Below are 26,845 nucleotides of genomic sequence, written 5' to 3' on the forward strand. Positions count from 1 at the left end.
TTCGTGACGCTGTGTTCGGCACTCCCGACAAACGAGGCAACAGCATCGCCGGCGAGTACCGGCCTGTCAGCTGCCCGGCCGGTGCCAGCCGTTCAGTTGCACCTGCGCTGATTGCTCCCGTTCGCGCTTAGCCAGCTCCGCGTGCAGCTCACGCAACAGCTCGCGGTCCCGGTCGCTGAGCTGCGCCTCGGCATCGGCGGCAGGCAGCTCCACCGCCTCCCGCTGAGGAGGCTGAGGAGGTGGAGGTGGCTGAGGTGGTTGGTGCGCTTGGGGCGCACCCCGATCGGCGGCTTCGGCCTCGCGCAACGCCTGGTGCAGTTGCTGCGCATCGTTGCGGGACATCTCCGCCGTGCTCTCCGCTTCTGATTCCGGGAAGTTCACAACGTTGTTGCCGCCATGGTTCGGCGGCTCGGCGGGATAGTCGTTGCGCGGCGGTTCGGCAGCGGGGTCGGCGCGTGGCGGTTCCGCCGGATGGCCGTTATGCGGCGGCTGCGCATGGTGGCCATTGCGCGGCGGCTCAGGGTATCCGTTGCGAGGCTCGGCTGGCTGGGCGTTGTGGAATGGCTCCGCGGCGTGGCTGTTTCGGGGCGGCTCTGGAGCATTGCCATTGCTCTGCAGCCCGGTGACGCGGTCGGCGCGTGGTGGTTCAACGGCCTCATGACGGCTGGGTCCAGCAGGCCGGTCGGCGTTCGGCTCAACGGAGTGGCCATTGCGAGGTGACGCGCCGGGGTAATCAGCACGTGGCGGCGCGAAGCTGTTCTCCTGCCGAGGTGGCTCATGGCGAGGTGGCTCGACGCCGTGGTCAGCGCGCGGTGTCTCGGCAGCCTGGTAACCGCGCGGCGACTCATCGGCGTGATCGTTTCTGGGTGGCTCGACGGCATGGCCGGTCGGCGCCGGTGCGGCAGTTCGCTCAGCACGCGGCGGCTCAGCTGGCTGCTCAGCGACCGGCTGTGGCTGTGGCCAGAACGACTGGCTGGCCTGCTCGGGCGCACGGTGGTGTCCATTCGTTCTGGGCGGTGTTGTGTGTGCGCTGGTCTCGTTCGTGCCGTTCGCGGGGGTCGACGTCCCGGTCGCTGCGGCCGTGGATGTCGCGACGGCGTGGGCTGGCGCGGACTCGCCGTGCCCGTTGCTGTACTCCGGGGCCGACTGCGCCGCGAATGCGGGCTTCTTCGCAGCGAAGAAACCTGCCGACTCAGCGGGGCGTTCCGATACGGCAGCACGCTCCGGCGCCGGTTCCTGGCTGGGCGCGGGTGCCTGCTTCTGCCCTGGCACCTCGCGCACCGGCGCACTCGCCTTACCGTCAACCACGGCTACTGCCGCGGCGAGCGCGTGCTGGTGGTAGTTGGTCCACGGGACATCAGCGGACGCCACCTCGACAGCGGTCCGGATGCCCGCATCGCGCAATGCCGCAGCGACAAGGTGCGCCGTCGCTGGCGCGCTGCCTCGTGCGCCGAGTTCGATCAGCACGACGCGCTGCGGCACCTGGCCAGGCACCCTTCCCGCGGCGGTGGTGCGCCACGCCGCGTGGATCGAGCGCACGTCCGTCAGCGCAGCCTTGATCGGCTCGATCGCCTCAGCGACTCCCGCGTCCGGCTGGTCCTCAGCGCTGAAACCATGCGGCGGCTCGACATCGTGTTCACTGACGATCAACTGGTCGAGCAGCGCGACGTCGGCGCCGCTCGCTGTGAGGACCTCACCGAACTCACGCCGTTCCGACGGCCGCAGCGGAATTCCGCCCGCGATCAGCGTGCCCGCGATCAGTTCACCGGCCTCATCGACCCGCGCCGCCGCCGACAGCTGCCTGGCGTGGCCGAGCGCGCCGTCATCGATCCTGCCCGCCAGCGCCAGCAGCACGGTGTGCAGCCGTAGCGGGACCGACGTCACTGATCCCTCATGGTTTGCCACCTTGCGACCTCTCCCTCCAGCTCGCGGGTGGTGCGGACAGGCTCACGTCGCTGCTCCGACCGCACCCACGCTGACGGGGCGCGAGTTCGCCAGCGCTTCCCGGTGGTATTCGGGCATTTCGAAGTTCGGTGGCAGCACCTCGATGCTCGGCTCGTCGTCACCAAGCACCCGCAGCACACGTTGCAGTTCGCCGGTCAGCCGAGGCCAGCCCGCGACCGCGCTCACGAGCAGCACCCGCTTCTCGCCACGCTCGCTGCCATCGCCGCGGCGCCAGGTGGCTCGCACCTCACCGACGTCCGGCCTGCCGCGCAACGCCGCGTCGAGTAGCGCGGACACCGAGTCCGCCGCGTTCGCCCAATCCGATGGGGATTCCGAGAACGTGTAGCGCGGAAGTGTGACCTCGCCTACGCGCAGTGTCGAACTGACCTGATGGAAGTCGGCCCCGTGCGGTACCAACCCGGTGGACAGCAACGCGTGTTCGCGCTGATCAAGCCCAATACCGTGTCTGAGCAACGATTTCGGCAAAGTCCGGGCGAGCACGGAGAGTTTACTTTCGCCGAGCCAATCCCGGAACCGCCAGAGCGCCACGTCTGGCAGCCGACCCGCGAGCAGGAGCAGCAGCTCGTGGCACGCTAGCTCGTTCTCGGATTCCATCGGCCCTCCACGTGCACACTCAGACGCCCGTGACGGCAGCATGCCACAATCGAGATTCACCCGTTAGAGGGGTGCCAACGTCGATTTGTGACTTACCGTATCAAGTGCGATTCCAGACAAATCGACTTTGACCTGCTTCATCCACACGTCGCGTGGCACTCAACGCGGACACGTCTATCCCCATACTTTGGGGTGCAGACGAATTGTCAGCGTCGAGGAGGCAGCGTGCTTGTCGCGTTCAGTGTGACCCCGCTCGGCGGGGAGTCCGACGGCGTCGGCGAGGCCGTCGCCGAGGCCGTGCGAGTAGTCAGGGAATCCGGACTTCCCTGCGAGACCAACGCCATGTTCACCCTGGTGGAAGGCGAGTGGGACGAAGTGATGGACGTCGTCAAACGCGCGACGGACGTGGTACAGCAGCACGCCCCACGGGTGAGCGTCGTACTCAAGGCAGACGTTCGGCCAGGCCACACCGGACAGTTGCAGGCGAAGCGGGAGCGCGTCGAACGCTACTTGGAGGACGGTGCCTGACTGGGAGATCCCTCGGTGGGCTCTGGCTCGGTGAGCGTCGGGTCGGCAGGCGCTGAATCGGCCGTCTGCTTGAGTTCGATCTCGTACGACGCGGTACCGCCCTCGACAGCCGTGACGACGACTTCGACTTCGTAGTCGACGCCGTCTGCCGTCATGGTGCAGCTGGTGATCTCCGCGATCTGTGCCTTCACCGGACCGTCGCAGTCCAACTCGTCGGGCGGGGTGTTGGCTTTGCGCAGCGCGTCCGCGACGCCGTGTTCCAGGTCCGCGACGGATATGACGTCCTCGGTGCCCGTCCCGCACCCGCTTGTCGCGAGTGCTCCCGCGAGCACCGCCGCAGCCACGACCAACCCCCTGCGCACCATCCCAGATCCTCACTTCCCGCTCGCCATGTTCCGGCGCGCTCCACACTAGCGCCGCCCTCGTGCCAGGTGCGCCGCGTCCTGCGTTCCCGACGCCGTGTCCTGCGTTCCCGACGCCGTGTCCTACGTTCCCAACGCTGTGTTCCTCATTCCTGCCGATATGCCCGGCACTCGCGACGTCGTATCGCTACGGTGTTCTTCGGCTCGCAACCAACTTCGAGGGGGACGGCATGCAGATCACCCGGACCGTGAAAGCCTCAGCTATCGCATTGGCGCTGACTGGATTCGGCGCCACGGGATGCACTTTTGACGTCGGCGGTGGCGTCGAAACATCGCCATCGGTGCCACGGGAACGAGTGGAACGGATCGTGAAGGAGCGGTTGACCGAGACGGTTGGCCGGAGCCCGGACTCCGTATCCTGCAAAGACGGCCTCGAAGCGACGATCGACGCGTCCATCCGGTGCACTCTCACCGCAGACGGCGAAACCCACGGCCTGACCGCCACGGTGACCGGCATCGAAGGCGGCACGGTCAACTTCCACATCCAGGTCGACGACAAAGCGTTTCGCTAGGTCCCGCCAACGCGGGTGAGGGAACACGGCGGTCCGAGCGAGGAACACGCCGCCCGGAACGCACAACACAACGTCGAGAACGACGAACACGGCGTCCTGAGTGCAGGACACGGCGTGCGGAACGACGAACACAGCGTCCTGAGTGCAGGACACAACGTCGAGAGCGACGGACACGGCGCAGCGGGCAGGCACCGCAGCGCCGTGCGCGACGTGAGGGGCGTCACCGTCGTGACCTCGTCGTCTTCCAGGTTTTGTGGGGTTCCTACAACGGGCGGCCGGGAGCCGGTGAGGCGAATGGCCATACCTGTACTGCCTAGTAACCGGCATGCTGCACATGGGAAGCGGGAATCGCCCGCTTGACCACGACAGCGCTGTAGTCCCGGTTCCATTTGGCCAACTCGAACAGTTTTGGCCGCCACACTCGCGTCCCCACTCAGGAGGCTCACCGGTGTTTCGCCGTGTCGTCATCGTCAACCGAGGCGAAGCCGCGATGCGGCTCATCCACGCCGTCCGCGACCTAGCCGCCGAGACCGGCGAATCGATCGAGACCGTCGCGCTCTACACCGACACCGAACGGACGGCGACATTCGTCCGCGAGGCGGACATCAGCTACTGCCTCGGACCCGCGGCCAACCGGCCGTATCTCGATCTCGACGTCCTGGAACGCGCCCTCAAAGACACCGAAGCGGACGCTGCCTGGGTCGGGTGGGGTTTCGTCGCGGAGGATCCGGCGTTCGCGGAACTCTGCGAGCGCGTCGGCGTCACCTTCATCGGGCCGAGCGCGGACGCGATGCGCAGGCTCGGCGACAAGATCGGTGCGAAGCAACTCGCCGAGGAGGTCGGCGTACCGGTCGCACCGTGGAGCGGTGGCCCGATCGGGGACGTCGACGCCGCGCACCACGCCGCGAAGGAGATCGGCTACCCGCTGATGCTCAAGGCCACCGCGGGCGGCGGCGGCCGCGGCATCCGCGTCGTGACCAGCGACGATGAGCTGACCGACGCCTTCACGCGCACCAGTGAGGAGGCCGCGCGGGCGTTCGGCAGCGGCGTCGTGTTCCTGGAACGCCTCGTCACCGGCGCGCGGCACGTCGAGGTCCAGGTGATCTCCGACGGCGAGACGGCGTGGGCGCTCGGCGTGCGCGACTGCTCGGTGCAGCGCCGCAACCAGAAGATCATCGAAGAGTCGTCCTGTCCGCTGCTGGACGCCGACCAGATCCACCAGCTCAAGACATCCGCCGAACGGCTCGCGGTCACTGTCGGCTACCGGGGCGCGGCAACCGTCGAATTCCTCTACCAGCCGACCGAGCGGCTGTTCGCATTCCTCGAGGTCAACACCCGGCTGCAGGTCGAGCACCCGATCACAGAGGCCACCACCGGAACAGACCTCGTCAAAGCGCAGCTGCACGTGGCGTCCGGCGGCAAGCTGACCGGCGACATGCCACGAGAGGCAGGCCACGCCATCGAGGCACGCCTCAACGCCGAGGACCCTGACCGCGAATTCGCGCCCGCACCGGGCAGGATCGCCCTCCTCGACCTGCCAGCGGGACCCGGCATCCGGGTCGACACCGGCGTCACCGGCGGCGACACCATCCCCGCCGACTTCGACTCCATGATCGCCAAGATCATCGCGTATGGCCGCGACCGCGACGAAGCGCTCGGCAGGCTGCGCCGCGCCATCCGCGAGACGACGGTCATCATCGAGGGTGGCGTCAGCAACAAGAGTTTCCTGCTCGACCTGCTCGACGAGGACGACGTCGTCAACGCCACGGCGGACACCGGCTGGATCGACCGGGTGCGCGCCGAGGGTGGCCTCGTCTCCGACCGGCACTCGGGCATCGCGCTGGCCGCCGCGGCGATCGAGGCGTACGAGGACGCCGAGCGCACTGAGCGGCAGCGGCTGTTCAGCACCGCACACGGTGGACGTCCCCAGGTGCAGCACGAGGTGGACCGCGCGATCGACCTCAGCCTGCGCGGGGTCAGCTACCGGGTGAAGGTCGCCAAGACCGGCCCACACCGGTTCCGCATTGGTATCGGCACCGACGACACCGACATCACCAGGGTGGACGCCGAGCTGGAGCGCTACGGCTCCGGCGGGAACGGTCAGCGCGACGTCGCCACCGGCAGGCTGATCGTCAACGGGCACAGCTTCCGCCTCGTCACCCACACCCACGGTCCGGTACACCTGATCGAGGTCAACGGCACCGCGCACCGTGTCAGCCGCGACGAGGGCGGCGTGCTGCGCTCGCAAGCCCCAGCTCTTGTGGTCGCGACGCCGGTCGAGGTCGGTGCCGAGGTCGAGGCCGGCGCGCCGGTGATCGTGCTGGAGAGCATGAAGATGGAGACCGTGCTGCGGGCGCCGTTCGCCGCGACGCTGCGGGACTGTTTCGTCTCCGCTGGCAGCCAGGTCGAGACCGGCGCGCCGTTGCTGCGGTTGGAACCGCGCGCCGAGGACGACGAGGCACCAGCCACCACCGCCACCCCAGTCGACCTCGCGCTGCCACCCGCGCCGAACGGCTCTCCCGCCGACCGTGCGCGGCGGCACCTGGAGGACATGCGCAGCATCCTGCTCGGCTTCGACACTGACCCCGCCGACGACGGCAGTGTCCTGCGCCGATACGTCGCCGACCGCGACGCGGCGGGTGACGGCAGGCTGGCAGCCGAGACAGAGCTGCTCGAGCTGTTCGCGGACATCTCCGAACTGAGCCGCAACAAGCCTGCTGGTGAAGAGGCCAAGGCAGACACCCGCGTGCACAGCGCGCGCGAGTACTTCCACACCTACCTGCAGAGCCTCGACGTCGAGCGCGCGGGCGTCTCGGAGACGTTCACCTCGCGGCTGAAGCAAGCGCTGAGCCGCTACGGCGTCGACGACCTCGAGCGCACCGATGCGCTCGAGGAGGCGGTGTTTCGCATCTTCCTGGCGCAGCAACGAGTCAACGCGGACGTCGAGGTCGTCACCACGGTGCTGCGACAGTGGCTGACCGACCCGCCGCCGGTCGGCGACGCCCGCTTCACCGCTGGCGAGGCGGTGGAACACCTGGTCGCGGCCACCCAGCTGCGCTTCCCCGTCGTCGGGGACCTCGCGCGCAGCGTCGCGTTCCGCTGGTTCGCCCAGCCGATGTTGCGCCGCACCCGCGCCGAGGTCTACGCCGGGGTCCGCAAGCACCTGCGTTATCTGGACGAACACCCCGACGCGCCGGATCGCGCCGAGCGGATCACGGAGATGGTCGCCAGCCCAGAGCCGCTGGTGCGGCTGCTCGGGCAGCGCATCGGCAGGCAGGGCTGCGACCTCGGCCCACTGCTCGAGGTCATGACCCGCCGCTACTACCGGTCGCGTGGGCTGGCCGAAGTCCGCTCCTTCGAGCGCGACGGCCAGCCGTTCGTCGCGACGTCGTTCGACCTCGATGAGCAGCGGCTGCGGCTGCTGTCGACCGCCACGGACTTCACCCAGCTGCCGAAGGCCGTCCGCGCCATCGCCGAGGTGGCATCAGACACCGAGAGCACCTCCGACCTCGTCGTCGACATCTACCTGACCTGGGAGGACCAGCCGGTCGGCACGGACGCCGCCGACGCGATGGCCGCCGACCTGCGCGCGGTGCTCAGCGAGGTACCCGAGCTGACACGGGCGCGGCGTGTCACCACCACGGTCGCTGGCCCTGGCGGTGGACACGGGCCGACGATGCACCACCACTTCACGTTCCGGCCGTCCACGACGGGGCTGACCGAGGAACGGCTGATCAGGGGCATCCATCCGCTCGTGGCGCAGCGGCTGCAACTCCAGCGGCTCAGCAACTTCGATCTCACCCGGCTGCCGTCGGCGGACGAAGACGTCTACCTGTTCCGGTGTGTCGCGCCGAACAACCCGTCCGACGAGCGGCTGGTCGCGATGGCGCAGGTGCGGGACCTGACGCCACTGCGGGACAACGACGGCAGGCTGGTCTCGCTGCCCGCGGCCGAGGGCGCGCTCGCCGCGTGTCTCGACGCGATCCGCAAGGTGCAAGCGCAGCGCCCGCAGAAGAACCGGCTCGACACCAACCAGATCCTGATCTATGCCTGGCCTACGAGCGAACTGACGCCGGACGAGCTGACGGCGCTCTCGCAGCGCATCGGGCCGTCAACGGCTGGCGCCGGGATCGAGGAGGTGCGGTTCATCGGGCGGCAGCTCGACCACCACACCGGGGAGGCACACGACGCCGCGGTGCGGGTGTCGTACGAGGCGAGCACCGGGGTGACTGTCGCGGTCGGCGAGCCGTCGTCGGAGCCGATCACGCCGCTCGACGACTACCAGCAGAAGGTGTTGCGGGCGCGCAGGCGCGGCACGGTGTACCCGTACGAGCTGATCGAGCTGCTGGCTGGCGACGGCGGCGCGTTCACCGAGTACGACCTGGACGACACCGGCACGCTGGTACCGGTCGAGCGACTGAAGGGCAACAACACCGCCGCGATCGTCACCGGCGTGGTCAGCACGCCGACCGAGCGGTACCCGGAAGGCGTCACCCGGGTGGTGCTGCTGGGTGACCCGACAACGGCGCTCGGTGCACTATCCGAACCGGAATGCGCGCGGGTGATCGCCGCGCTGAACCTTGCCGAGCGAATGCGGGTACCGGTGGAGTGGTTCGCCCTGTCCGCTGGCGCGAAGATCTCCATGGATTCCGGCACCGAGAACCTGGACTGGGTCGGGCGTACGCTGCAGCGCATCGTCCGGTTCACCCAGGACGGCGGCGAGATCAACGTCGTCGTGGCTGGCATCAACGTCGGCGCGCAGCCGTACTGGAACGCCGAGGCCACGATGCTCATGCACACCAAGGGAATCCTGGTGATGACGCCGGACTCCGCTATGGTGCTGACGGGCAAGCAGTCGCTGGACTTCTCCGGCGGCGTATCCGCCGAGGACAACTTCGGCATCGGCGGCTACGACCGCGTGATGGGCCCGAACGGGCAGGCGCAGTACTGGGCACCCGACTTGGCCGGCGCACGGGATGTGCTGCTGTCGCACTACGAGCACTCCTACGTCGTGCCGGGCGAGACTGGCCCGCGCAGGATCGAAACGTCCGATCCGGTCGACCGGGACATCTCGTCGTACCCGCATGAGCTGGCGGGCAGCGACTTCCGCACGGTCGGCGAGATCTTCACCGCGAACCCGGAACGCAAGAAGGCGTTCGACATCAGGACGCTGATGCGCGCGGTCGCCGATGCAGACCAGCCGCTGCTGGAGCGCTGGGCTGGCATGGCCGACGCGGAGATGGCCGTCGTCACCGACACCCACCTCGGCGGGTATCCGGTGTGCCTGATCGGGATCGAGTCGCAGTCGGTGCCGCGCAGGGGCTTCCCGCCGACCGACGGGCCGGACACCTACACGGCTGGCACGCTGTTCCCGCGCTCGTCGAAGAAGGTGGCGCGCGCGATCAACGCGGCGAGTGGCAACCGGCCGCTCGTCGTGCTGGCGAACCTGTCCGGCTTCGACGGCTCGCCGGAGTCGATGCGGAAGCTGCAGCTGGAGTACGGCGCCGAGATCGGGCGCGCGATCGTCAACTTCGACGGGCCGATCGTGTTCTGCGTGATCTCGCGCTACCACGGCGGCGCGTTCGTGGTGTTCTCCAAGGCGTTGAACCCGAACATGACGGTGCTCGCCGTGGAGGGCTCGTACGCCTCGGTGATCGGCGGCGCGCCAGCGGCCGCGGTGGTGTTCCCCAGCGAGGTCAACGCTCGCACGGCCGCGGACGAACGGGTGCGCGCGCTGGAGGAACGGCTCGCCGCGGCGTCCGGCACCGAGCGGGCAGAGCTGACGACCGAGCTGGCGGAGACGCGGGCGGCCGTCCGTTCGGAGAAGCTGGGCGAGGTCGCCGCAGAGTTCGACCAGGTGCACAGTGTCCAGCGCGCCGTCGACGTCGGCTCGGTCGACGCGATCATCTCCCACACGCGGTTGCGGCCGGAGCTGATCGACGCCGTCGCGCGCGGCGTGACGCGCTGAATGACGCCTTGCCGCAGTTTCGACCCAGTTTGATAGTACCCTTCACTTTGTGCAGGGCGCTATCAAACTGGGGAGAAACTCGTGACTACGTCAGCTCAGGTTCATGCAGTCCTTGATCAGATATGGGCCGGGGCTACGCCAGACAGCCTCGAAGGTACGCGGCTTGATTTCAAGGAGGATGCCAGAAGCAAGAAGGAGTCCCTTCGGATAGCGCTCGAGACTGCCTTGTGTCTTGCCAATACGGCAGGCGGGCACGTGATCTTCGGCTTGGATGATGATGTAGCCGGTCCCGATTCGTTCGTTGGCACCACGCTTGATGCCACTGAGGTGAAGAAGTACATCCACGACAACAGCCGCCCTCGCTTGCTTGTCGATGTGGATGACGCGCTCCATCGTCAACACCGAGTGCTGGTCGTGACCGTGCACGCTGACCACGACATTTACTCCGACACCAAAGGGCGTGCGCCGCATCGGATTGGCACCGATTGCGTGGGGATGGAGCCCGTGACCCAGCAACGGTTGCGCGAGGAGCGCCGGGGCTTCGACCCGTCCGGTGTCCCTGCTCCCGGGCATGAGGTGGACAGCGCGGCATTGCTGCGCGCGAGGCAACGATTGAGCGCATCGTTGCGACCCGAGCGAAACGCACTGGCGAAGTTGTCCGACAGCGACTTGCTGCGGGCACTGGGTGTGGCTGACGCCGCAGGCCAGCTTCTCGACGCGGGGCGGCGGCTGGTTGGCACGGAAGGAACCAACGTGGTCTACCAGTACCGGGAGTCGCCCGGAGGTGAACCACGTGCGGTCGAGCGCCTAGTCGGACCGCTGCTCACGGTGTACGACCGCGTGCTGGAACTGATCAGCCTGCGCAGGCAGTCGACTCCGGTGACGTTGCCGGATGGCCAGCAGTTGCAGATCGAGGACTTCCCCGAACTCGCCGTTCGTGAAGCCATTGGCAACGCCCTGATTCATCGCGACTTCCGTATGGACGGACCCGTGGTCATCGAGCACTCGCCATCGGTGCTCGTGGTGGTATCACCTGGTCCGCTGGTGGCAGGCGTCACGGTCGACAACATCCTGACGCACCCATCGAAGCCACGAAACCGTGCGCTGACCGCTGCGGTACGCACGCTCGAACTGGCGGAGGAAGTCGGTCGCGGGGTCGATCGAATGTATCGGGAAATGATCAGGTCGGGGCGGCCCACCCCCACCATTGATGCCACGTTCGAGCAGGTGCGCGTAGCACTGGTCGGTGGCGCCCCCGACGTCCACATCGCGCGATATGTGGCGCAGCTGGAACCGTCGGTGCGCGACGACACCGACGCCATGCTCGTATTACTGCGGTTGTGTACGACACGGACGGTGACAGCAACCGCGATCGCTCCGTTGCTCCAGAAGAGCGTGGCCGAAGCCGAGGCCTCGTTGCGGCATCTCGCCTCGGAGCGTGTCGGGATGATCGAACCGACCCGGCAGACAATCAGGGCAGCGCATCCCAACTACCGATTCCGCGAAACCGCCGTCAAACAGTTGGCCAGCGTTCTACCCTATGCCCGTCACACCTCCGACGAGATCGACCGGCGCGTGATGGCGCACGTGCGGGAATACTCTCGGATCACCAACGCGACGGTGCGCAACCTCTTCAACGTCGGGACACCAAGGGCGAACCAGATCCTGGTCAGCCTGGTCGAGCGAGAGATCCTCACCAAGACGTCGAAAGCGCAGCGCGGACCCTCGGTCGAGTACGGTCCCGGCCCAAAGTTTCCGACGTCCTCGGATCGACGACGCCAAAAGAGCCGTGCCAAGGACGACGGCGACGATCAGGAAACGCTGCCGGGCATCTGAGCCCCTCCCTTCGTAGCCTTGCCACCACCACCGGACAAGGTTAGGCTCACCTAACAACAGGAGGGAGCGCCATGACCAGCACCGTACGCAGGCGACCACCCGCACCCTCCCCCGAAACGAAGGCGAAGTCGATCGCCGCGCACCGCGCGCCCGCCAGGCTCGCGCCCGCGTCGGCATCCGAGCTGACCGGCGCGATCACGGGCGAGGCAACCGGGTCCGTCGATGCGACGACGCCCCGGTTCTGCCACGTGCACGACACCGGCGGCGCGAGCGTGCTGCTCGACGAGAACGACCCTCTCGTCGTCACGACCGCGACCGCGCGCGGCGGCGATCTGCCGGTACTGCTCGAACTGACCGACGTCGCACCGGTCGGGTTGCGCGAGCGCACGCGGGGGCTGCTGTGGATCACGGGGTGGCTGCGGCTGTTGCCGTCGAAGGCCGCGCGCCACCGGGCGATCATGCTCGCGGAGGAGCGCCCAGCCGCCGAACTGCTCGACGTCGGCCACGGCGCGCGGATGGCATGTTTGCACCCGTCGTCATTGGTTCTCGCGGACAGCGACGGTACCCATCCGCTGCTGCCGCACCAGTTCGCCAAGGCGAAGCCCGACCCGTTCTGCGAGTTCGAGCGCTATTGGCTGCGGCATCTGGAGGGCACGCACCCAGACGTCGTCAGCGCACTGGCGCGGCACGTGCCCGCCGAGTTGCGGCACGGCAGGATCCGCCCGCTCAGCCTCGATCAGTATGGGCTGCGGCTGCGCGTGGAGGCGGACACCGGTGACCACGACGTCCGGCTCGCGTTCCGGAATCCCGCCGCCACACCACAGCAACTGTCCGACGAGATGCGACGTCTTGTCGGCTGCCCATTCATCGCCGCGCATAGCGCGGCCCCCGGCGGCTGATCAACGCCACCGGGGGCCGCGGTGAATGACTGCTCCTAACGCGAGGACTTCGTCGTCGTCGTGGCCTTGCCACTGTCGCCGCCATTCGGCTCGACGAGTCCATCGTCGATCAGGCTCTGCGAGACGTGCTCGGTGAGCTCATCACGCTGTTGCCTGCGCTGTATACGCAGCATGATCGCGCGCTCCCGCCGCAGCTCCTTCAACGTCGAGACGCACATCGCGAGCATCACGACGCTGAACGGTAGTGCGATCACGATCGCCATCATCTGCAACGCGGCCAGTCCGCCTGCCAGCAGCAGCGCGATCGCGACGAGCCCCTCCATAGCGGCCCAGAACACGCGGCTCCAGGTCGGCGGCTCCGGGTCACCACCGGAGGCGAGCATGTCGACCACCAGCGAACCGGAGTCCGAGGACGTCACGAAGAACAGCACGATCAGGATGATCGTGATGCCGATGACAATCGTCCCGCCGGGCAGCGCGTCGAGCACGCTGAACAGCGAGCCCTCCGTTTCCACCGAGGGCGAGCCCTCGTCGAGCGTCACGAGACCGCCCTCGCCGAACAGCTCACGGTACAGCGCGGAGCCGCCGAAGACCGTGAACCACAGGAACGACAACGCCGTCGGGACGAGCAGCACACCCGCGACAAACTCACGGATGGTACGGCCACGGGAGATCCGTGCGATGAACACACCGACGAAGGGCGCCCACGAGATCCACCAGCCCCAGTAGAACATCGCCCAGCCGCCTTGCCAGGTGGCGCCTGCCTCCCCTTCGTTGGCGGTGGTGTCGAAGCTCAGCTGCAGCAGGTTCTGCAGGTAGAGACCGATGTTCTCGACGAAGTCACGGAGCAGGTAGAGCGTCGGCCCCGTGATGAGCACGAACAGCATGATCGCTGCCGCGATGATCATGTTGGTGTTCGACAGGTACCTGATGCCCCGCTTGACACCCGTGACCACCGAGACGATCGCCACCAGCGTGATCGCGCCGATGAGGATGACGAGCAACAGATCGCTCGGCTCGTCAACGATCTCGAGGAAGCTCAGCCCGGAGGCCACCTGGGTGACACCGAAGCCAAGCGAGGTCGCCACACCGAATAGCGTGCCGACGATCGCCGCGATGTCGACGGCGTCCCCGATCGGGCCCTTCACCTTGTCGCCGAGCAGCGGTTGGAGCACCCAGCGAATCGAGATCGACTTGCCTTTCCGGTGCACCATGTAGGCGACCGCGAGGCCGACGACCACGTAGATCGCCCACGGGTGGATGCCCCAGTGCAGGAAGGTCTGCACCATCGACTGCTCGGCGATGTCAGTGTTGCTCACCGGCCCGCCGGTGGCATCGACACCGCCTTCACCCGCGAACCGCGCGGCGTTGGTTTCGGCGTCCACCCCCAAGCTCGGCTTCGGGTTCGCGAAGTGATTCAGCGGCTCCGCGACACCCCAGAACACCAGGCCGATGCCCATGCCTGCCGCGAAGAGCATCGCGAACCAGGAGCCGAGGCCGAACTCGGCTTCCTCATCCTGCGGAGAGAGCTTGATGTCACCGTAGTGACCGAGCCCCACCCACAGTGAAAACACCACGAACAACGAGACGATGATGGTGTAGTACCAACCCACCGTCTCGACAATGAATGTCTGAACATTCGTGATGGTTTCATTCGCCGTGTCCGGCGCGATCACCGCGAAGAGGACGAACCCTGCGATGATGACCGCTGACGGCCAGAACACCGGCCCATGAATTGCTTTGTACCAAGGCTGTGGCCCGGCTGTGCCGGGCTCAGCAGCTGACGGTTCCGCCACGAGACTTATCCTTCCTCTCGGCAGCTCGGGCTAATCCTCACGCGTTGCAGCCCGGACGCTATACCGACGGAATAACAAATAGGTTGCTTAGCTGCGGTTTCACTGGGCTCCGATAGCATGAGCCGACCGCTTGTAACCCTCCTGACCAGGCATTACCTCCTCTACCAGCGAACGTGAAACAGTGTTAAGGAATCTTCGCGACTGGCTGACGCCAGCACCCGTGCCATCACACAGTGTGGTCACTGACAACGGACAGCGCAGGGCGATCGTGGTCGAAGTCGTCATCGTCTTCGCCATCACGCTCGGTCTCTCCGCGTTGCGCAGCCTCCTTTCCCTGGTCGAATCGCTGCTGCGTGCCGGAGCGCTGTCCGACCAGCAGGTCGCGCTGCACCGCCCGCAAGCTGACATCGCTACGATCGATCTGCTCAAGCAACTGCTCGGTGTCGTTCAGCTGATCGGGTGGGGAGCACTGGGGTTGTACCTGCTCTGGCGCGCCGGATTCAAGCTCGCCGAGGTAGGACTCCCCCTTCGGATAGGTGGCCGCGACATCGGAATCGGCGTCGGCCTCGCTGCCGTAATCGGCATCCCTGGCCTGGCGTTGTACCTGCTTAGCTGGCAGCTGGGGTTCAGCGTCGCCGTCGTGCCGTCGTTGCTCGACGCGACCTGGTGGCGACCGATCACGCTGACGCTGTCCGCCTTCGGCAACGCCTTCGCCGAAGAAGTCCTTCTCGTAGCATTCCTCCTCACGCGCTTGCGCCAGCTCGGCCTGTCCGAGAACTCGTCGCTACTGCTCTCATCGGTGCTACGAGGTGCGTATCACTTGTATCAGGGCGCCGCTGGCTTTTTCGGCAACATCGTTATGGGACTCATCCTTGGCAGGGTCTGGCAGCGGACGAACCGGGTGTGGCCGCTTGTGCTGGCACACTTCCTGCTGGACTTCGTCGCGTTCGTCGGGTACGCGCTGCTCAAGCCGGTACTGCCCTGGTTGCCATAGCTCGTATGCGCTGCCGCCCGCTGCCACGCGCGGTTACGCTCAGCACGGTGATGACTGACACCGAACCCGCTGTGGCCCGTGTGGACAGTGAGGTCGGGCGGCTGCGCACCGTGCTGCTGCACCGGCCAGGCGCCGAACTGAAACGGCTCACTCCTCGCAACAACGACACGCTGCTGTTCGACTCGATCCCCTGGGTAGCCAGGGCGCAGGACGAGCACGACCAGTTCGCGGACGTGCTGCGTTCTCGGGGCGTCGAGGTGCTGCTGCTCACCGACATGCTGCGCACCGCGCTGGCCGAACCGGCAGCACATGACGCTGGCGTACGGACGGCCGTCGACCGGCGCCGACTCGGCACCGACCTCGCCGACGTCCTCAGCTCCCACCTGTCCAGTGTGGACGCCGCGACACTCACGGAGACGCTCGTCGCGGGCATGACGTTCGAGGAGTTGCCCGCGGCGGAGGGGGCGTCGCTCGTACGGAAAATGAACCACCCACACGACTTCGCCATCGACCCGCTGCCGAACCTGCTGTTCACCCGAGACTCGTCGGTGTGGATCGCGGACGCCGCCGCGGTGGCGTCGCTGGCTATGCCAGCACGGCGCAGGGAGACGTCGCTGCTCGACCTGATCTACGACCACCACCCACGCTTCGCGGGCACCGAGCTGGCGTACGGCTCCCACCACGCACCAGTCGAAGGCGGTGACGTACTGCTGCTCGCACCCGGTGTGCTCGCGATCGGCGTCGGAGAACGGACGACGGCGGCCGGTGCCGAGTCGCTGGCGCGGTCCGTGTTCGCGGACAACCTCGCGCACACCGTGCTCGCCGTGCCGATCACGCAGCACAGGGCCACCATGCACCTCGACACGGTGTGCACCATGGTCGACACCGACGCCGTCGTGATGTATCCGCTCGCCCGCGACGAGCTGGTCGCCTACACGCTGCGCGACGAAAACGGCGGCCTGCGCGTGGACGGACCGGCACCGTTCCTCAGCGTCGCCGCCGATGCCATGGGCATCGACCACCTCAGGGTGATCGACACCGGGCTCGACCCGGTCACCGCGGAACGAGAGCAGTGGGATGACGGCAACAACACGCTCGCCATCGCGCCGGGCACCGTCGTCGGCTACGAGCGCAACGTCGAGACCAACGCACGGCTGGAGCAGGCTGGCATCGAGGTGCTGCCGATCGCGGGGTCGGAGCTCGGGTCAGGAAGGGGTGGGCCGCGCTGTATGTCGTGTCCCATTTCGCGCGATTTTCATCGGGAGAGCTATTCATGAGCGAAAGGGAAGCCTAACTAAAATGAGCACACCCTTTCCTAACAAGATGTGACACACAATTGACGTATCTCACGAATTTGCGGTGGAAATGCGTTCAGCGATCGGGTTAGTGTCGAAATATGACCACGAATGAACCCCGTTCCAAGTTCTACGAGCTACTGCAGCAGCAGGTCCACAACGAGTTCAACGCATCGCAGCAATACATCGCGCTCGCGGTGTGGTTCGACAAGGAAGACCTGCCGCGACTCGCCAAACGCTTCTACACACAGGCCGTCGAGGAGCGCAATCACGCGCTCGCGATCGTGCAGTACATGCTCGACACCGACCACCACGTCGAGATTCCTGGCACGGGTCAGGTCCGCAACGACTTCTCCGATCCGGTCGAGCTGATCGAGCTCGCGCTGGCACAGGAGAAGGAGGTCGCCAGCGATATCGAGACACTGGCCAAGACCGCGCGCAACGACGACGACTACACCGGCGAACAGTTCATGCAGTGGTTCCTCAAGGAGCAGGTCGAGGAAATCTCGCAGATGTCGACGCTGCTGAATATCGCCAAGCGCTCACAGGGCAACATGTTCGAGGTGGAGCGGTTCCTCGACCGTGAGAACGACGGCGGCGGCGCCGACCCGACCATGCCGCCGGTCGCTGGCGGCGCGCTCTAACGCACGACTCGGCCGCCACGACCGGCGGCCAGCGACGATCCCTACCGCCGCGGGCTGCTCTGACGTTCGTCAGGGCAGCCCGCAGTCCTGTTCGTCGGCCACGAGCGAGAGTGCGCTGACCCGGTCGTCGTCGACCCGGAACAGGTAGTAGCCACCAGCGCCGGTGGGAATCTCATACTGCGCGGGATCGTCGGCCTCGGTCGCGTCGTAAGCCCGTTCCAGCTGCTCGCGGGTCGAGCCCACGGCGATGCCTTCCGGTGTGCTCGCCCGGTTCGCGACGACCGCAGCGAGGCCGACGTTCTCGGACACCAGGATGGCGCGCACCGCGACGTCGTCCTTCGCGAGCCGGTAGCGCACGCAGTCCCTCGGCGGTGGCGCGTCCGGGTCGGCGAGCATGCCGGTCTCGCGGATCTCGTCGTAGGACATGCCGAGCCGGAGCGAGCGGTATCCGTCCGGGCCGAGGTGTGTCCGCTCCGCTGCCTCGTCGGGCACGGGCGCCATCCGCTGCCTGGTCACCCGGTCGGAGCCGGTGGCCATCGGCGCGGCGTCACTCGGCGGTCCCGGTTCGGCACGCGCTTCCGCGCGAGCGCCGGGCGGCTGGGACGTCGATGGCGCGTCCTCGGCGAGCGTCGCCCCCTCCTCCGGCTGATGCGGGCTTACCAGCAGGAACCCGCCGAGCAACACGCCAGCGACGGCGAGTGAGCCGCCGGTGGCGTAGCCGACCTCCCGACGTCTGCGCCGCCTGCGTGCGGCTGCCACGATGGACTCCCGCGCTGAGGCCGTAGGCCGCAGTGCGAACCGGTCATCGGAGAGCGACGCGCGCAGGCCGTCGGTGAATTCGGTGTCGTCATGCTGGTTCACGCCCGGCCTCCCTTCATCCGTCGCTCTCAACCGGGTCCGCTACTTTTGTCCGAAGTGTCGATATCGCCTTGCTTGCCTGGCTTTTCACCGTTCCCGTGCTGATTCCGAGCGCCTCCGCGATTTCGTTTTCGGAGAGTCCCTCGTAATAACGCAGCACGACGACCGCACGTTGCCTCGGTGGTAATTCCCGTACGGCACGGACGAGCGGTTCGTGCTCGAACGGGTCCGCCTCGGTATACCCGTGCTGTTCCGGCGTTTCAGCGACCAGCCGCTCCCGCTTGACGCGCCGCCACCTGCTGATGTGCGCATTCGCCATCGACCGCCTGATGTAGGCGACAGGATCGGACGTCTTCCGCCGGATACTCGGCCACTTCGAGCCGACCTTCTCCAGCACGGTCTGCACGAGATCGGAGGCGTCGTGCGGATTCCCGGTGAGCACGTAGCCGTAGCGCAACAGTCCAGGCAGTTCGGCCTCGACGAACTCCCCGAAGTCCGCGAGGTCGTTTCCCACCGAAACCTCCTGGTCAGCGGAGCGTGAACTGGCGGCCGATCAAGCCATCCCGCGCGCGGCGTTCCGCGGCGTCGAGCGGCTGGTCCGCCAGGCTCGCGAGCGACTCTTCCAGCCGCGCGCCGAGCTGCTTGGCAGGCTCCACCCACTCCCGAGGATGCGCATCGGGGTCGAGGTCCCACACGGGGACGAGCAGGCCATGCGCCCGGAACGACCCCGCGTACCGGGAGTCCTCGCCGAGCGCCAGCTCATGACGCACCGAGAGCCTGGCAAGCGCCTTGAGGACGTCGTTCTCGTCTTCCTGCCGCACCCAACGCAGGTGCGCCTTCTCCCCGGCGTGAACCCAGTACGCGGCGGGTCCGATGCGTTCGGAAGGCTGAATCGCCGCGTTGGCCCGCTCAAGCGAGAGCGCGACCTCACCGGTCGGCTCGGTGTCGGAATCCATCCACCATGAGAAGTCCTCGTGCAGCTCCGGCTCGAGCTCAGCGTCCGGGGCGAGGAGATCCTGCAGCCGCTCATTCTCGCCGGGCTCGCTCGTCGTATCCGGCGCCGCGAGCACGGCGCCTGGCTCCGCGTCGAGTACCCAGCGCAGCGAGCGGCCGATGTCCCTGCTCACGTCGGACGACCGAGTCTGTACCTGCAATCCGACGAACCGCTCGCCATCGGCGCGCACCATCGCGGCGGCGGCGCCCGGCAGCACGGACGCCAGCGTGACCTGTGTGTCGCCCGGCTCGGCCAGCGTCAGCGGCGCGGTCGCGGATGGGACGAACTCCCGGAGCGCGATGAGCTCCGGCTCGGCGGCGAGTCCCTCGAACGGCCTGCCGACGAAGACGTCCCTGACCTTGCGACGCTTGTTCTCTGCCCTGCGCGCCGTCCGTGCCTTGCGGGAACCCTTGCCCACGTCCGTCCTCCTCGGAAAGTCGTCATCACGATCGTGTTCGGGCAGGCCGCCCACGCGTGACGCTACCGGGCAGCTACCTGCGCGCACCCGCTGGGCGCGTCGTTCGCAGCTCCGGCTCGGGCGCACCGCGCACGCCCACCACCCGGAACTGCCGCCGCGAACGCCGTGAGCCCGGCTCGAGCAACGCCATCACCCTCCTGATCACCAGCACGGTGAGCACCGCGAGCATGGCGGCTACGAAGTCGGTGAGCGCCGTCAGCACCACGGCGTCGGCCTGTTGTTGCAGACCATCGCGAGTGCGCCAGATAGCGGTCAATGCGACGAGCAGACCGTTGCCGACCCATGCCGCCCACCACACCAGCGCCAGCCGCGACGGCCGTGGCGTGCCTGGGCCGTTGCCGAGCGCGGCGTGCTCCAACTCGACGACGACGGGACCGGCGAGCACGAGTGTCACCAGCAGCACGCCGAGCGCGGCCACCGGCATCAGCGTCTCCATCACCTGTTCCGTCGCCGGCGCCAGCGTCGCGACGAGCCACAGTAGGCCGAGCGCGAGCCCGACCGCTGGCCACGGTGCGAAGATCCGCAGAATGACGCTGACTACCGACCGGGGTGGCTCGTAGCCGGAGCGCCATGCGGCGGCGGTGCGGGCGAGCAGCAGCCAGGCGAACGTCAGGCTTACGGCAACCAGCGAGAGCAACGGCACCGTGGCCAGGTAGACCCACACCACGAGGGTGTCCGACGCCTGCACCGCGCTCGCGCTCAGCGCGGTGTCCCTGCTCTGGACGAGCAATGCGTAGCGCCACAGCTCGGTGCCGCCCGCGAACGCGGTGAACGCCGCGAGCACCAGCAGCACGACGATCGCGGCGATACCGGTGGCGCGCTGGGCGTCAGCCGGGTTCTGCCTGGTGGTCGCGGTGCCCGGCACGCTCGTCGGCAGCCGCCAGATCAGGTTCGGGAAACCCCACTTCGGCGGCGCTGGATACGACGGCGGCCCGGTGTAGGACTCCTGCCTCCGCGTGCGCCGGGTAGCGGGCGGGTACGGCGCGAGCGCCACCCACCGGATGCCACCCCGCGCAGGGCCGGGCGGCGGCTGCCGCCACCCGGGGCCCTGGAACTGCCAGGCACCCGACATGGCTCACAGCACCGTCGGCGCGGCGTCCGGGTGCTCGGCGACCACGTCCCTGCCTTCGGTCTGCCACGACTTCATGCCACCGGCGACATTGACCGCCTCGAAGCCGTTGGCGTTGAGGAACGCCGTCGCCTGCTCGGAACGGCCCCCGGTGCGGCACACAACGTAGATCGGCTTGTCGTCCGGGAAGTCGGTCAGCTCGCCCATGCGGGCCGGGATGTCCCGCAGCGGGATGTGCACCGCCTCGGGTGCGTGGCCCGCCTGCCATTCGTCGGGTTCGCGCACGTCGAGCAGCGCAAGGTCGGATTCGGGCAGGTCCTTCACCGATGCGGTCGGTACGTCTTCTGCGAACAGCACACCCCGATGGTGCCACGGACACCCGTTGCCTGCGCGTGAGCTGCGGCGGGCCTCACCGCCGGTGGCGGCCGTGCCCCTGTCCGAGGCGGACGCGCTCCTCGGCGCGGCCGTAGCGCGGGATCGCGGCGTCGGTGACGAAGCCGAGCCGGTCGGGCGCGTGCATCCGCAGCATGAAGTTGTTGACCGTGGCGGACTTCGTTTCCCTGCTCGCCAGGCTGATCAGCACGGTGGTGAGGAACGCGGCTGGCACCGTCAGCAGTGCGGGCCGCTCGACGAGGACCGGCGCCCAGTCGCCGGTGTAGTCGCTGGCGATGTCCATCCCGAGCGCGGCGAGCACCGCGAACCCGCCGACGAACATGCCCGCCGCCGCGCCCTTCGCGGTCAGCCCGCGCCACCAGATGCCGAGCACGAGCACCGGGCAGAACGTCGACGCCGCCAGCGCGAACGCGATCGCGATGCTGTGCGCGATGTCCGGCTGCCTCGGCAGCAGCGCGACGGCGAGCGCGGTGAGCGCGAGTAGCACGGCGGCGACGCGGAAGTCCCGCAGCCGCTCCGGCATCAGGTCGGCGGAGACCACCCCGGCCACGCTGTGCACCAGCCCGGACGTCGCGGCGAGGAACGCGGAGAACACCCCTGCCACGATCACGGCGGCCAGGATTTGTCCGCCGATGCCAGGCAGCACGGACGTCGGTAGCAGCAGCACCGCCGCGTCGGTCTCGCCGGTGACGAGCAGCTGCGGCACGTACAGCCGGGACAGCGCGCCGAGTAGCACCGGGAACAGGTAGAACAGTCCGATCAGCAGCACGACGTGCAGCGTGGTGCGGCGGGCCGCCCTGCCGTCCGGGTTGGTGTAGAAGCGGGCGAGGATGTGCGGCAGCCCCATCGTGCCCAGCAGCAACGCCGTGAGCAGCGAGTACGTGCCGAACAGGTCCCAGGTGTCGTTGCCGCCGGGCGCCAGCCAGTCGGCGTTGTCCGCTGGCGCGCCGACCACGACCGGTGTCGGGGTGCCCGCGTCGAACCGCAGCGTCGTGCCCGCGGCGACCTGGTGGCGCACCTCCGCCGACCACAGCACCTCGCCTTGGGCTGGTGCGCCGTCGACGACGCCGTCCGCGTACAACGTCGTCGGCGTGCTGACCTGCAGCTCAACCGGGGTGTCGACGCTGACCGTCGTGTCCTGCGGCAGTGTCGGCGGGGCGGTGTCCGCCAGGCCAGCGGCCGTGCCCTTACCTCCCGCGCCGATGAACACCACGCACAGCACCAGCGTCGGCACCGCGATGGCGAACAGCTTGAGCCAGTAGTGGAACGCCTGCGCCAGCGTCGTCGCTCGCATCCCGCCACCGAGCACGGTCAGCAGCACGACGCTGATCACCGCGACCGGGCCCGCCCAGTCCGGCAGCGGCAGCAGGGTCGTTACCGCGAGCTGCGCACCCTGCAACTGCGGCACAAGGTAGAGCAGCGCGATCAGCACCGTGATGAGGCTGGCGAACCAGCGGATGCCATGCGAGTCGAGCCTGCCCTCGACGAAATCGGGCAGCGTGTAGGCGCCGCTGCGTCGCAGCGGGGCCGCCACGAACAGCATCAGCACCAGGTATCCGGCGGTGAAGCCGATTGGGTACCACAGCGCGTCCGCGCCGTCGGTAAGGATCGCGCCCGCGATGCCGAGGAACGACGCGGCGCACAGGTACTCGCCGGAGACGGCGGCGGCGTTGCGGCGCGACCGGACGGTGCGGCGCGCCATGTCGAAGTCTTGCGCGGCGTTGTGCAGGGTCGATGACCGACGACCGAGGTAAAAGGTGACAACCGCGACGAGCGCTACCGTGGCCGCCGAGATCTCCCAACCTGTCATCGCCGCGTCAATCTCGATCAGTCAGCTCTCGATCATGTCGACAAATTCTCGCTCGTGCCGTTCCGATAGCCGTTCGTAGCTGATGCCGAGCACGAACAGCACCGGAGACACAAAGACTCCCAAAATCAGCCAGGCCATGGGGACACCCACAACGGTGAATGACGCGACGTCCGGCAGTAGCCAGAACAGCAGCGGCAGGCCCCCGAGGAGCAGCACGATGATCGCGGCGAAGCCGGTGCTCCAGCGCAGCAGCGCGTTGATCAGATCTCTGATCAGCATCTCGCCCCAGCTGGTCTGCTCGGCCAGCTCCATCCGCGAGCGCAGCGACGGCACCGGCATGCCCTCGGGCCCGCCGAGCACCACCCGCTGCCGCTTCGGCTTGGTCGGCTGGTCCACCTCGCCCTTCATGTGCGTGGGGGTGCGGGGCACCCGCTCCACCGTCGCGGGCCGCACCGGCCGCATCGACGGCCTGCTCCTGCCGAGCGTCGGATCGGGGCTGCGCACTCGTCTGCGATGGGCTCCGTCGGACATGGCTGCCTAGCCGTTCCTCACGCCGCCGGTGAGCCGGTCCTTCAGCTCACGGGTGTGCCGCCGAGAGACCGGCAGCACCTTCTCCCCGTTGCCGATGACGACCTGGTAGCCACCTTGGCCCATGCGCAGTTCGGTGATCAGCCGCTGTGCGACCAAGTAGGAGCGGTGGATTCGGACGAAGCCCGCCGTGCCCCAGCGTTCCTCCAGCTGCGCCAGTGGGATGCGGACGAGGTGCGACGAGCCGTCCATGGTGTAGAGCCGGGCGTAGTCGCCCTGCGCCTCGACCCACTGCACATCCTTGCGCTGGACCAGCTTGGTCGTGCCCGCCAGCTCAACCGGGATGACCTCGTCGTCGCCGGCCACCAACTGCTCGGCGGCACCGCTGCTGTCCTCGACACGTTCCCGCAGCTTCTCCAGGACCCTGTCGATCGACTTGTCCAGCCTCGGCTGCTCGTACGGCTTGAGGATGTAGTCGACCGCGCCGAGGTCGAAGGCGTTGACCGCCTCGTCGGTGTGACCGCTGACGAACACCAGCAGCGGGGCAGGGTTGAGCGCGGCGAACACGCGCGCCATCTCCATGCCGGTCAGACCGGGCATGTGGATGTCGGCGAACACGACGTCGACCGGCGGCAAGCCGCTGGCCTTGCGCTCTTCCAGGATCGGATGGCCGTAGGAGATGAACCGCAGCGCCTCGGAAGCGTCCACCGCGTTGAAGATCTTGCCGACGTGCGGATTGTTCTCCAGCCGATGGGTCAGCATTTCCATGCCGGGCTCCTCGTCGTCCACAGCGAGGACGACGAGCCTCCGGGTGTTGTCTTGCGTACTCACAGTAACAAGCATCCTGCCTAGTGCCGCAGGCAATGTCCAGAGGGAATCTGGGTGGCGGCGGTCCGCACCACAAACACAGCGGCGCCGCTCGCCTTGCCTGTCACGTTCAGTTACAACCCAAAGCGGGACCAGCTTGTCCGCTGCTCGATCGCGTGCAGCAGCGCGCTGGCGCCAGCGGCGGCCGGTGCGCCCAGCCCCAGCTTCGCGAGCAGCGGCTTCTTCGGTTCAGCCACGGTGATCTCGGCGTCGGGGAACCGCTTGCCGACGACCTCACGCAGCGTGCCGACGCCGTCGACAAGGCCCAGTTCCTCCGCCTTCGCGCCGAGCCAGACGTCGCCGGTGAACAGGTCGGCCTCCTCGGCGAGCTTGCTGCCGCGTCGCTCCCGGACCCAGTCGGCGAACAGCTGGTGCAGCTGCTCGTGCATGCCCTTGAGCCAGGCGACGTCGGCGGGGTCCTCCGGCTGGAACGGGTCGAGCCTGCGCTTGTTCTCGCCAGCGGTGTACAGCCTGCGCTCGATGCCGAACCGCTCGATCAACTGGTTGAAGCCGAAGCCGCCGCTGACCACACCGATCGAGCCCACCATCGACGTCCGGTGGGCGTAGATCTCGTCGGCCGCGCAGGCCAGCCAGTAGCCGCCGGACGCGGCGACGTCCTCGCAGAACGCGAGCACCGGCACCTGCTTGTCGGCGGCCAGCTCGCGGATGCGCTCCGCGATCAGGCCGGACTGCGTCGGCGCGCCGCCCGGCGAGTTGATCAACAGCGCGACGGCCTGCAGCTTGTCGTGGCCGAACGCCCTGGTCAGCGCTGACTCGACGGAGTTGATGTTGAGCGTTCCCCTGCTGAACGGCGTGCTGTGCGGCGTGATCACACCGTGCAGTTTCACCACGGAGACGACGTCGGACTTGTCGCGATGGTCGGCGATCATGGGCAGGCGGGATGTCAGCTTGTCGGTGACGCTCATGGGCCCCAGCGTAGCCGCGATGCACGCGGAATGACGGGACTCAGCGCACCCGGTCGGTCACCTCGCCGCGTGCCGGGCGCATCCGTGGCCGGGTCGGGCGGGTCCGCTCCGGGGTGGCCTGCTGTTGCGGCGGCAACAGCGGCGAACCGGAACCGTCGGTCGTGTCCTTGGGCGGGGTGTAGTTCGGGACGTCCGGGCGCGCGTTCGGGTGAAACTTCGGCACCCGCAGCGTCACCTTCATGCCAGCGCCCTTCGCCGTTTCCACGATCAGCGGGTAGTCGGGGCCGAACAGCTGCCGCATCCTGTGGTTGATGTTGCCGAGGCCGACGTGCGCGCCGGTGCGGTGCGAGTCGCGCAGCTCCTCAAGCCGGGCGGGGTCCATGCCGACGCCGTCGTCCTCCACGCTGATCAACGCCTCATTGCCAGCGTCCTCCGCGATGACCGTGACGGTGCCGCCGCCCGGCTTACTCGCGAGGCCGTGTTTGACCGCGTTCTCCACGAGCGGCTGCACGATCAGGAACGGCACGACGACCTGCAGCACCTCGGGCGCGATCTTGAGGCGCACGTTGAGTCTGCCGCCGAAGCGAGCGGTCTCGATGGTGAGGTAGCGGTCGATGTTGCGCAGTTCTTCCGCCAGCGTGGTGAACATGCCCGACGTGCGGAAGGAGTAGCGGGTGAAGTCGGCGAACTCGAGCAGCAGTTCGTTGGCCTCCTCGGGGTCGGTGAGGATCATCGAGGAGATGGTGTTCAGCGCGTTGTAGACGAAGTGCGGCGAGATCTGCGCGCGCAGCATCTTGATCTCGGCTTGTTGCAGCGCACGCTTCGACTCCTCGAGGCTGGCGAGTTCGAACTGGGTGCGCACGAACTGCGCGACGGCGTCGGCCATGTGGATCAGCCGGTGTCCCCTGCTCCTGCCGACGACGATCAGCACAGCCTGGGTCTTGCCGTCCACGATCAGTGGCACGATCACCGCGGTGCGCATCCGGCAAGCGTTGCCCTTGTCGCACGGCAGCTTCTCGTGGACGACGATCTCCCGGTGGTTGCCCTCCCGCGCGGCGGCGATGCAGTCCTCGAAGTCGACGTAATGGTCGTTGGCCTCGCCATCCCAGCTCTGCAAGATGCCGTCGGCGTCGGTGATCCCGATGGCGACACACCCGAGCAGGTCGAGCAGATGGCGGGTGATCCGGTCGGCGGCCTCCTGGTCCAGGCCTTCCCGCAAGTCGGGTGCGGCCAGCGAGAGCTGGTGCACCGCACGCAGGACGGCGTCTTCGGTGGCCTTGCCAGGTCGGCGGGACCGCACGTAGAGCCACACCGAGAAGATGACGGCCAGCACAGCCACGCCCCACGGCACAAGCTGTGACAGCGGCGAGTCGAGCACGTCGTCAATGCTCTGTTAGTTACCCATCGTTGACAAGGCTTCCGCAGAGTGTTGCGTCCTGCTTTCGGTGCATTGTGTGGACTGAATGGGT

The 26,845-nt window shown here is 67.7% G+C and carries 22 protein-coding genes and 1 pseudogene; 9 read left to right on the top strand and 14 right to left on the bottom strand.

Annotation, left to right across the window (positions count from 1 at the left end):
- Positions 1–66 precede the first annotated feature (66 nt).
- On the bottom strand, positions 67–1,884 hold the full coding sequence (locus AMYHA_RS25460; protein WP_051399450.1) for a hypothetical protein: 1,818 nt from the start codon (positions 1,882–1,884) through the stop codon (positions 67–69).
- Positions 1,885–1,947: 63 nt separating this feature from the next.
- Positions 1,948–2,559: a hypothetical protein gene (locus tag AMYHA_RS02385; RefSeq protein WP_034267536.1), complete on the bottom strand. Its 612-nt coding sequence runs from the start codon at positions 2,557–2,559 to the stop codon at positions 1,948–1,950.
- A gap of 225 nt (positions 2,560–2,784) precedes the next feature.
- Here AMYHA_RS02385 and AMYHA_RS02390 point away from each other — a divergent pair, with 225 nt between their 5' ends.
- Positions 2,785–3,087 carry an MTH1187 family thiamine-binding protein gene (locus tag AMYHA_RS02390; RefSeq protein WP_034267539.1) on the top strand — a complete coding sequence of 101 codons (303 nt, stop codon included), beginning with the start codon at positions 2,785–2,787 and terminating at the stop codon, positions 3,085–3,087.
- On the opposite strand, the gene AMYHA_RS02395 is transcribed toward AMYHA_RS02390, so the two are convergent.
- Positions 3,066–3,452: a DUF4333 domain-containing protein gene (locus AMYHA_RS02395; protein ID WP_034267541.1), complete on the bottom strand. Its 387-nt coding sequence runs from the start codon at positions 3,450–3,452 to the stop codon at positions 3,066–3,068. The two genes, AMYHA_RS02390 and AMYHA_RS02395, sit on opposite strands and share 22 nt — an antisense overlap.
- Before the next feature lie 227 nt (positions 3,453–3,679).
- On the opposite strand from AMYHA_RS02395, the gene AMYHA_RS02400 reads away from it, so the two are divergent.
- The 5 genes and pseudogenes from AMYHA_RS02400 (at position 3,680) to AMYHA_RS02415 (ending at position 12,724) form a co-directional block, all read left to right on the top strand.
- Positions 3,680–4,021: a DUF4333 domain-containing protein gene (locus tag AMYHA_RS02400; protein WP_051399451.1), complete on the top strand. Its 342-nt coding sequence runs from the start codon at positions 3,680–3,682 to the stop codon at positions 4,019–4,021.
- A gap of 448 nt (positions 4,022–4,469) precedes the next feature.
- Positions 4,470–9,989, top strand: coding sequence for an ATP-binding protein (locus tag AMYHA_RS02405; RefSeq protein WP_034267543.1), 5,520 nt, complete (start codon positions 4,470–4,472; stop codon positions 9,987–9,989).
- A gap of 81 nt (positions 9,990–10,070) precedes the next feature.
- A pseudogene (locus tag AMYHA_RS28335) lies at positions 10,071–10,427 on the top strand (AlbA family DNA-binding domain-containing protein); the annotation flags it as partial.
- Between the two features lie 66 nt (positions 10,428–10,493).
- Positions 10,494–11,825, top strand: coding sequence for an ATP-binding protein (locus AMYHA_RS02410; protein WP_231104600.1), 1,332 nt, complete (start codon positions 10,494–10,496; stop codon positions 11,823–11,825).
- A 71-nt stretch (positions 11,826–11,896) separates the two neighbouring features.
- Positions 11,897–12,724: a DUF2470 domain-containing protein gene (locus tag AMYHA_RS02415; RefSeq protein ID WP_034267549.1), complete on the top strand. Its 828-nt coding sequence runs from the start codon at positions 11,897–11,899 to the stop codon at positions 12,722–12,724.
- Between the two features lie 35 nt (positions 12,725–12,759).
- Here the strand turns inward: AMYHA_RS02415 and AMYHA_RS02420 are convergent, their stop codons facing one another.
- Entirely contained in the window at positions 12,760–14,520 is a 1,761-nt protein-coding gene (locus tag AMYHA_RS02420) for a BCCT family transporter (RefSeq protein WP_231104601.1), read from the bottom strand.
- A 181-nt stretch (positions 14,521–14,701) separates the two neighbouring features.
- Here AMYHA_RS02420 and AMYHA_RS02425 point away from each other — a divergent pair, with 181 nt between their 5' ends.
- From AMYHA_RS02425 to AMYHA_RS02435, 3 genes are all read left to right on the top strand, one after another.
- The gene (locus AMYHA_RS02425; protein WP_157361737.1) at positions 14,702–15,514 is read left to right on the top strand and encodes a CPBP family intramembrane glutamic endopeptidase; all 813 of its coding nucleotides are present in this window, start codon (positions 14,702–14,704) and stop codon (positions 15,512–15,514) included.
- A 50-nt stretch (positions 15,515–15,564) separates the two neighbouring features.
- Positions 15,565–16,791 (top strand): arginine deiminase, encoded by a 1,227-nt coding sequence (locus AMYHA_RS02430; protein ID WP_157362440.1) that lies wholly within the window; start codon positions 15,565–15,567, stop codon positions 16,789–16,791.
- Positions 16,792–16,910: 119 nt separating this feature from the next.
- Entirely contained in the window at positions 16,911–17,453 is a 543-nt protein-coding gene (locus AMYHA_RS02435) for a ferritin (protein WP_034267557.1), read from the top strand.
- A gap of 69 nt (positions 17,454–17,522) precedes the next feature.
- Here AMYHA_RS02435 and AMYHA_RS02440 read toward each other — a convergent pair whose 3' ends face one another.
- The 10 genes from AMYHA_RS02440 to AMYHA_RS02485 form a co-directional block, all read right to left on the bottom strand.
- Positions 17,523–18,314, bottom strand: a complete 792-nt coding sequence (locus AMYHA_RS02440; RefSeq protein ID WP_034267560.1) for a hypothetical protein — start codon at positions 18,312–18,314, stop codon at positions 17,523–17,525.
- A 13-nt stretch (positions 18,315–18,327) separates the two neighbouring features.
- Complete coding sequence (locus AMYHA_RS02445) at positions 18,328–18,825, bottom strand: SigE family RNA polymerase sigma factor (protein ID WP_034267562.1); 498 nt, start codon at positions 18,823–18,825, stop codon at positions 18,328–18,330.
- Between the two features lie 13 nt (positions 18,826–18,838).
- Positions 18,839–19,723: a DUF5926 family protein gene (locus AMYHA_RS02450; RefSeq protein ID WP_034267564.1), complete on the bottom strand. Its 885-nt coding sequence runs from the start codon at positions 19,721–19,723 to the stop codon at positions 18,839–18,841.
- A gap of 73 nt (positions 19,724–19,796) precedes the next feature.
- Positions 19,797–20,855 carry a DUF4328 domain-containing protein gene (locus AMYHA_RS02455; protein ID WP_051399454.1) on the bottom strand — a complete coding sequence of 353 codons (1,059 nt, stop codon included), beginning with the start codon at positions 20,853–20,855 and terminating at the stop codon, positions 19,797–19,799.
- 3 nt (positions 20,856–20,858) lie between these two features.
- Positions 20,859–21,206, bottom strand: a complete 348-nt coding sequence (locus tag AMYHA_RS02460; protein WP_157362443.1) for a rhodanese-like domain-containing protein — start codon at positions 21,204–21,206, stop codon at positions 20,859–20,861.
- A 55-nt stretch (positions 21,207–21,261) separates the two neighbouring features.
- Entirely contained in the window at positions 21,262–23,055 is a 1,794-nt protein-coding gene (locus AMYHA_RS02465) for a sodium/solute symporter (protein ID WP_034267569.1), read from the bottom strand.
- A gap of 21 nt (positions 23,056–23,076) precedes the next feature.
- Positions 23,077–23,586, bottom strand: coding sequence for a hypothetical protein (locus AMYHA_RS02470; protein WP_034267571.1), 510 nt, complete (start codon positions 23,584–23,586; stop codon positions 23,077–23,079).
- Positions 23,587–23,592: 6 nt separating this feature from the next.
- Positions 23,593–24,426 (bottom strand): LytR/AlgR family response regulator transcription factor, encoded by an 834-nt coding sequence (locus AMYHA_RS02475; RefSeq protein ID WP_034267573.1) that lies wholly within the window; start codon positions 24,424–24,426, stop codon positions 23,593–23,595.
- Positions 24,427–24,524: 98 nt separating this feature from the next.
- Positions 24,525–25,376, bottom strand: a complete 852-nt coding sequence (locus tag AMYHA_RS02480; protein ID WP_034267576.1) for a S49 family peptidase — start codon at positions 25,374–25,376, stop codon at positions 24,525–24,527.
- 40 nt (positions 25,377–25,416) lie between these two features.
- Complete coding sequence (locus tag AMYHA_RS02485) at positions 25,417–26,763, bottom strand: histidine kinase (protein WP_084036727.1); 1,347 nt, start codon at positions 26,761–26,763, stop codon at positions 25,417–25,419.
- Positions 26,764–26,845 lie beyond the last annotated feature (82 nt).

Source organism: Haloechinothrix halophila YIM 93223, from assembly GCF_000504245.1.
GTDB classification, from domain to species: Bacteria; Actinomycetota; Actinomycetes; order Mycobacteriales; family Pseudonocardiaceae; genus Haloechinothrix_A; species Haloechinothrix_A halophila.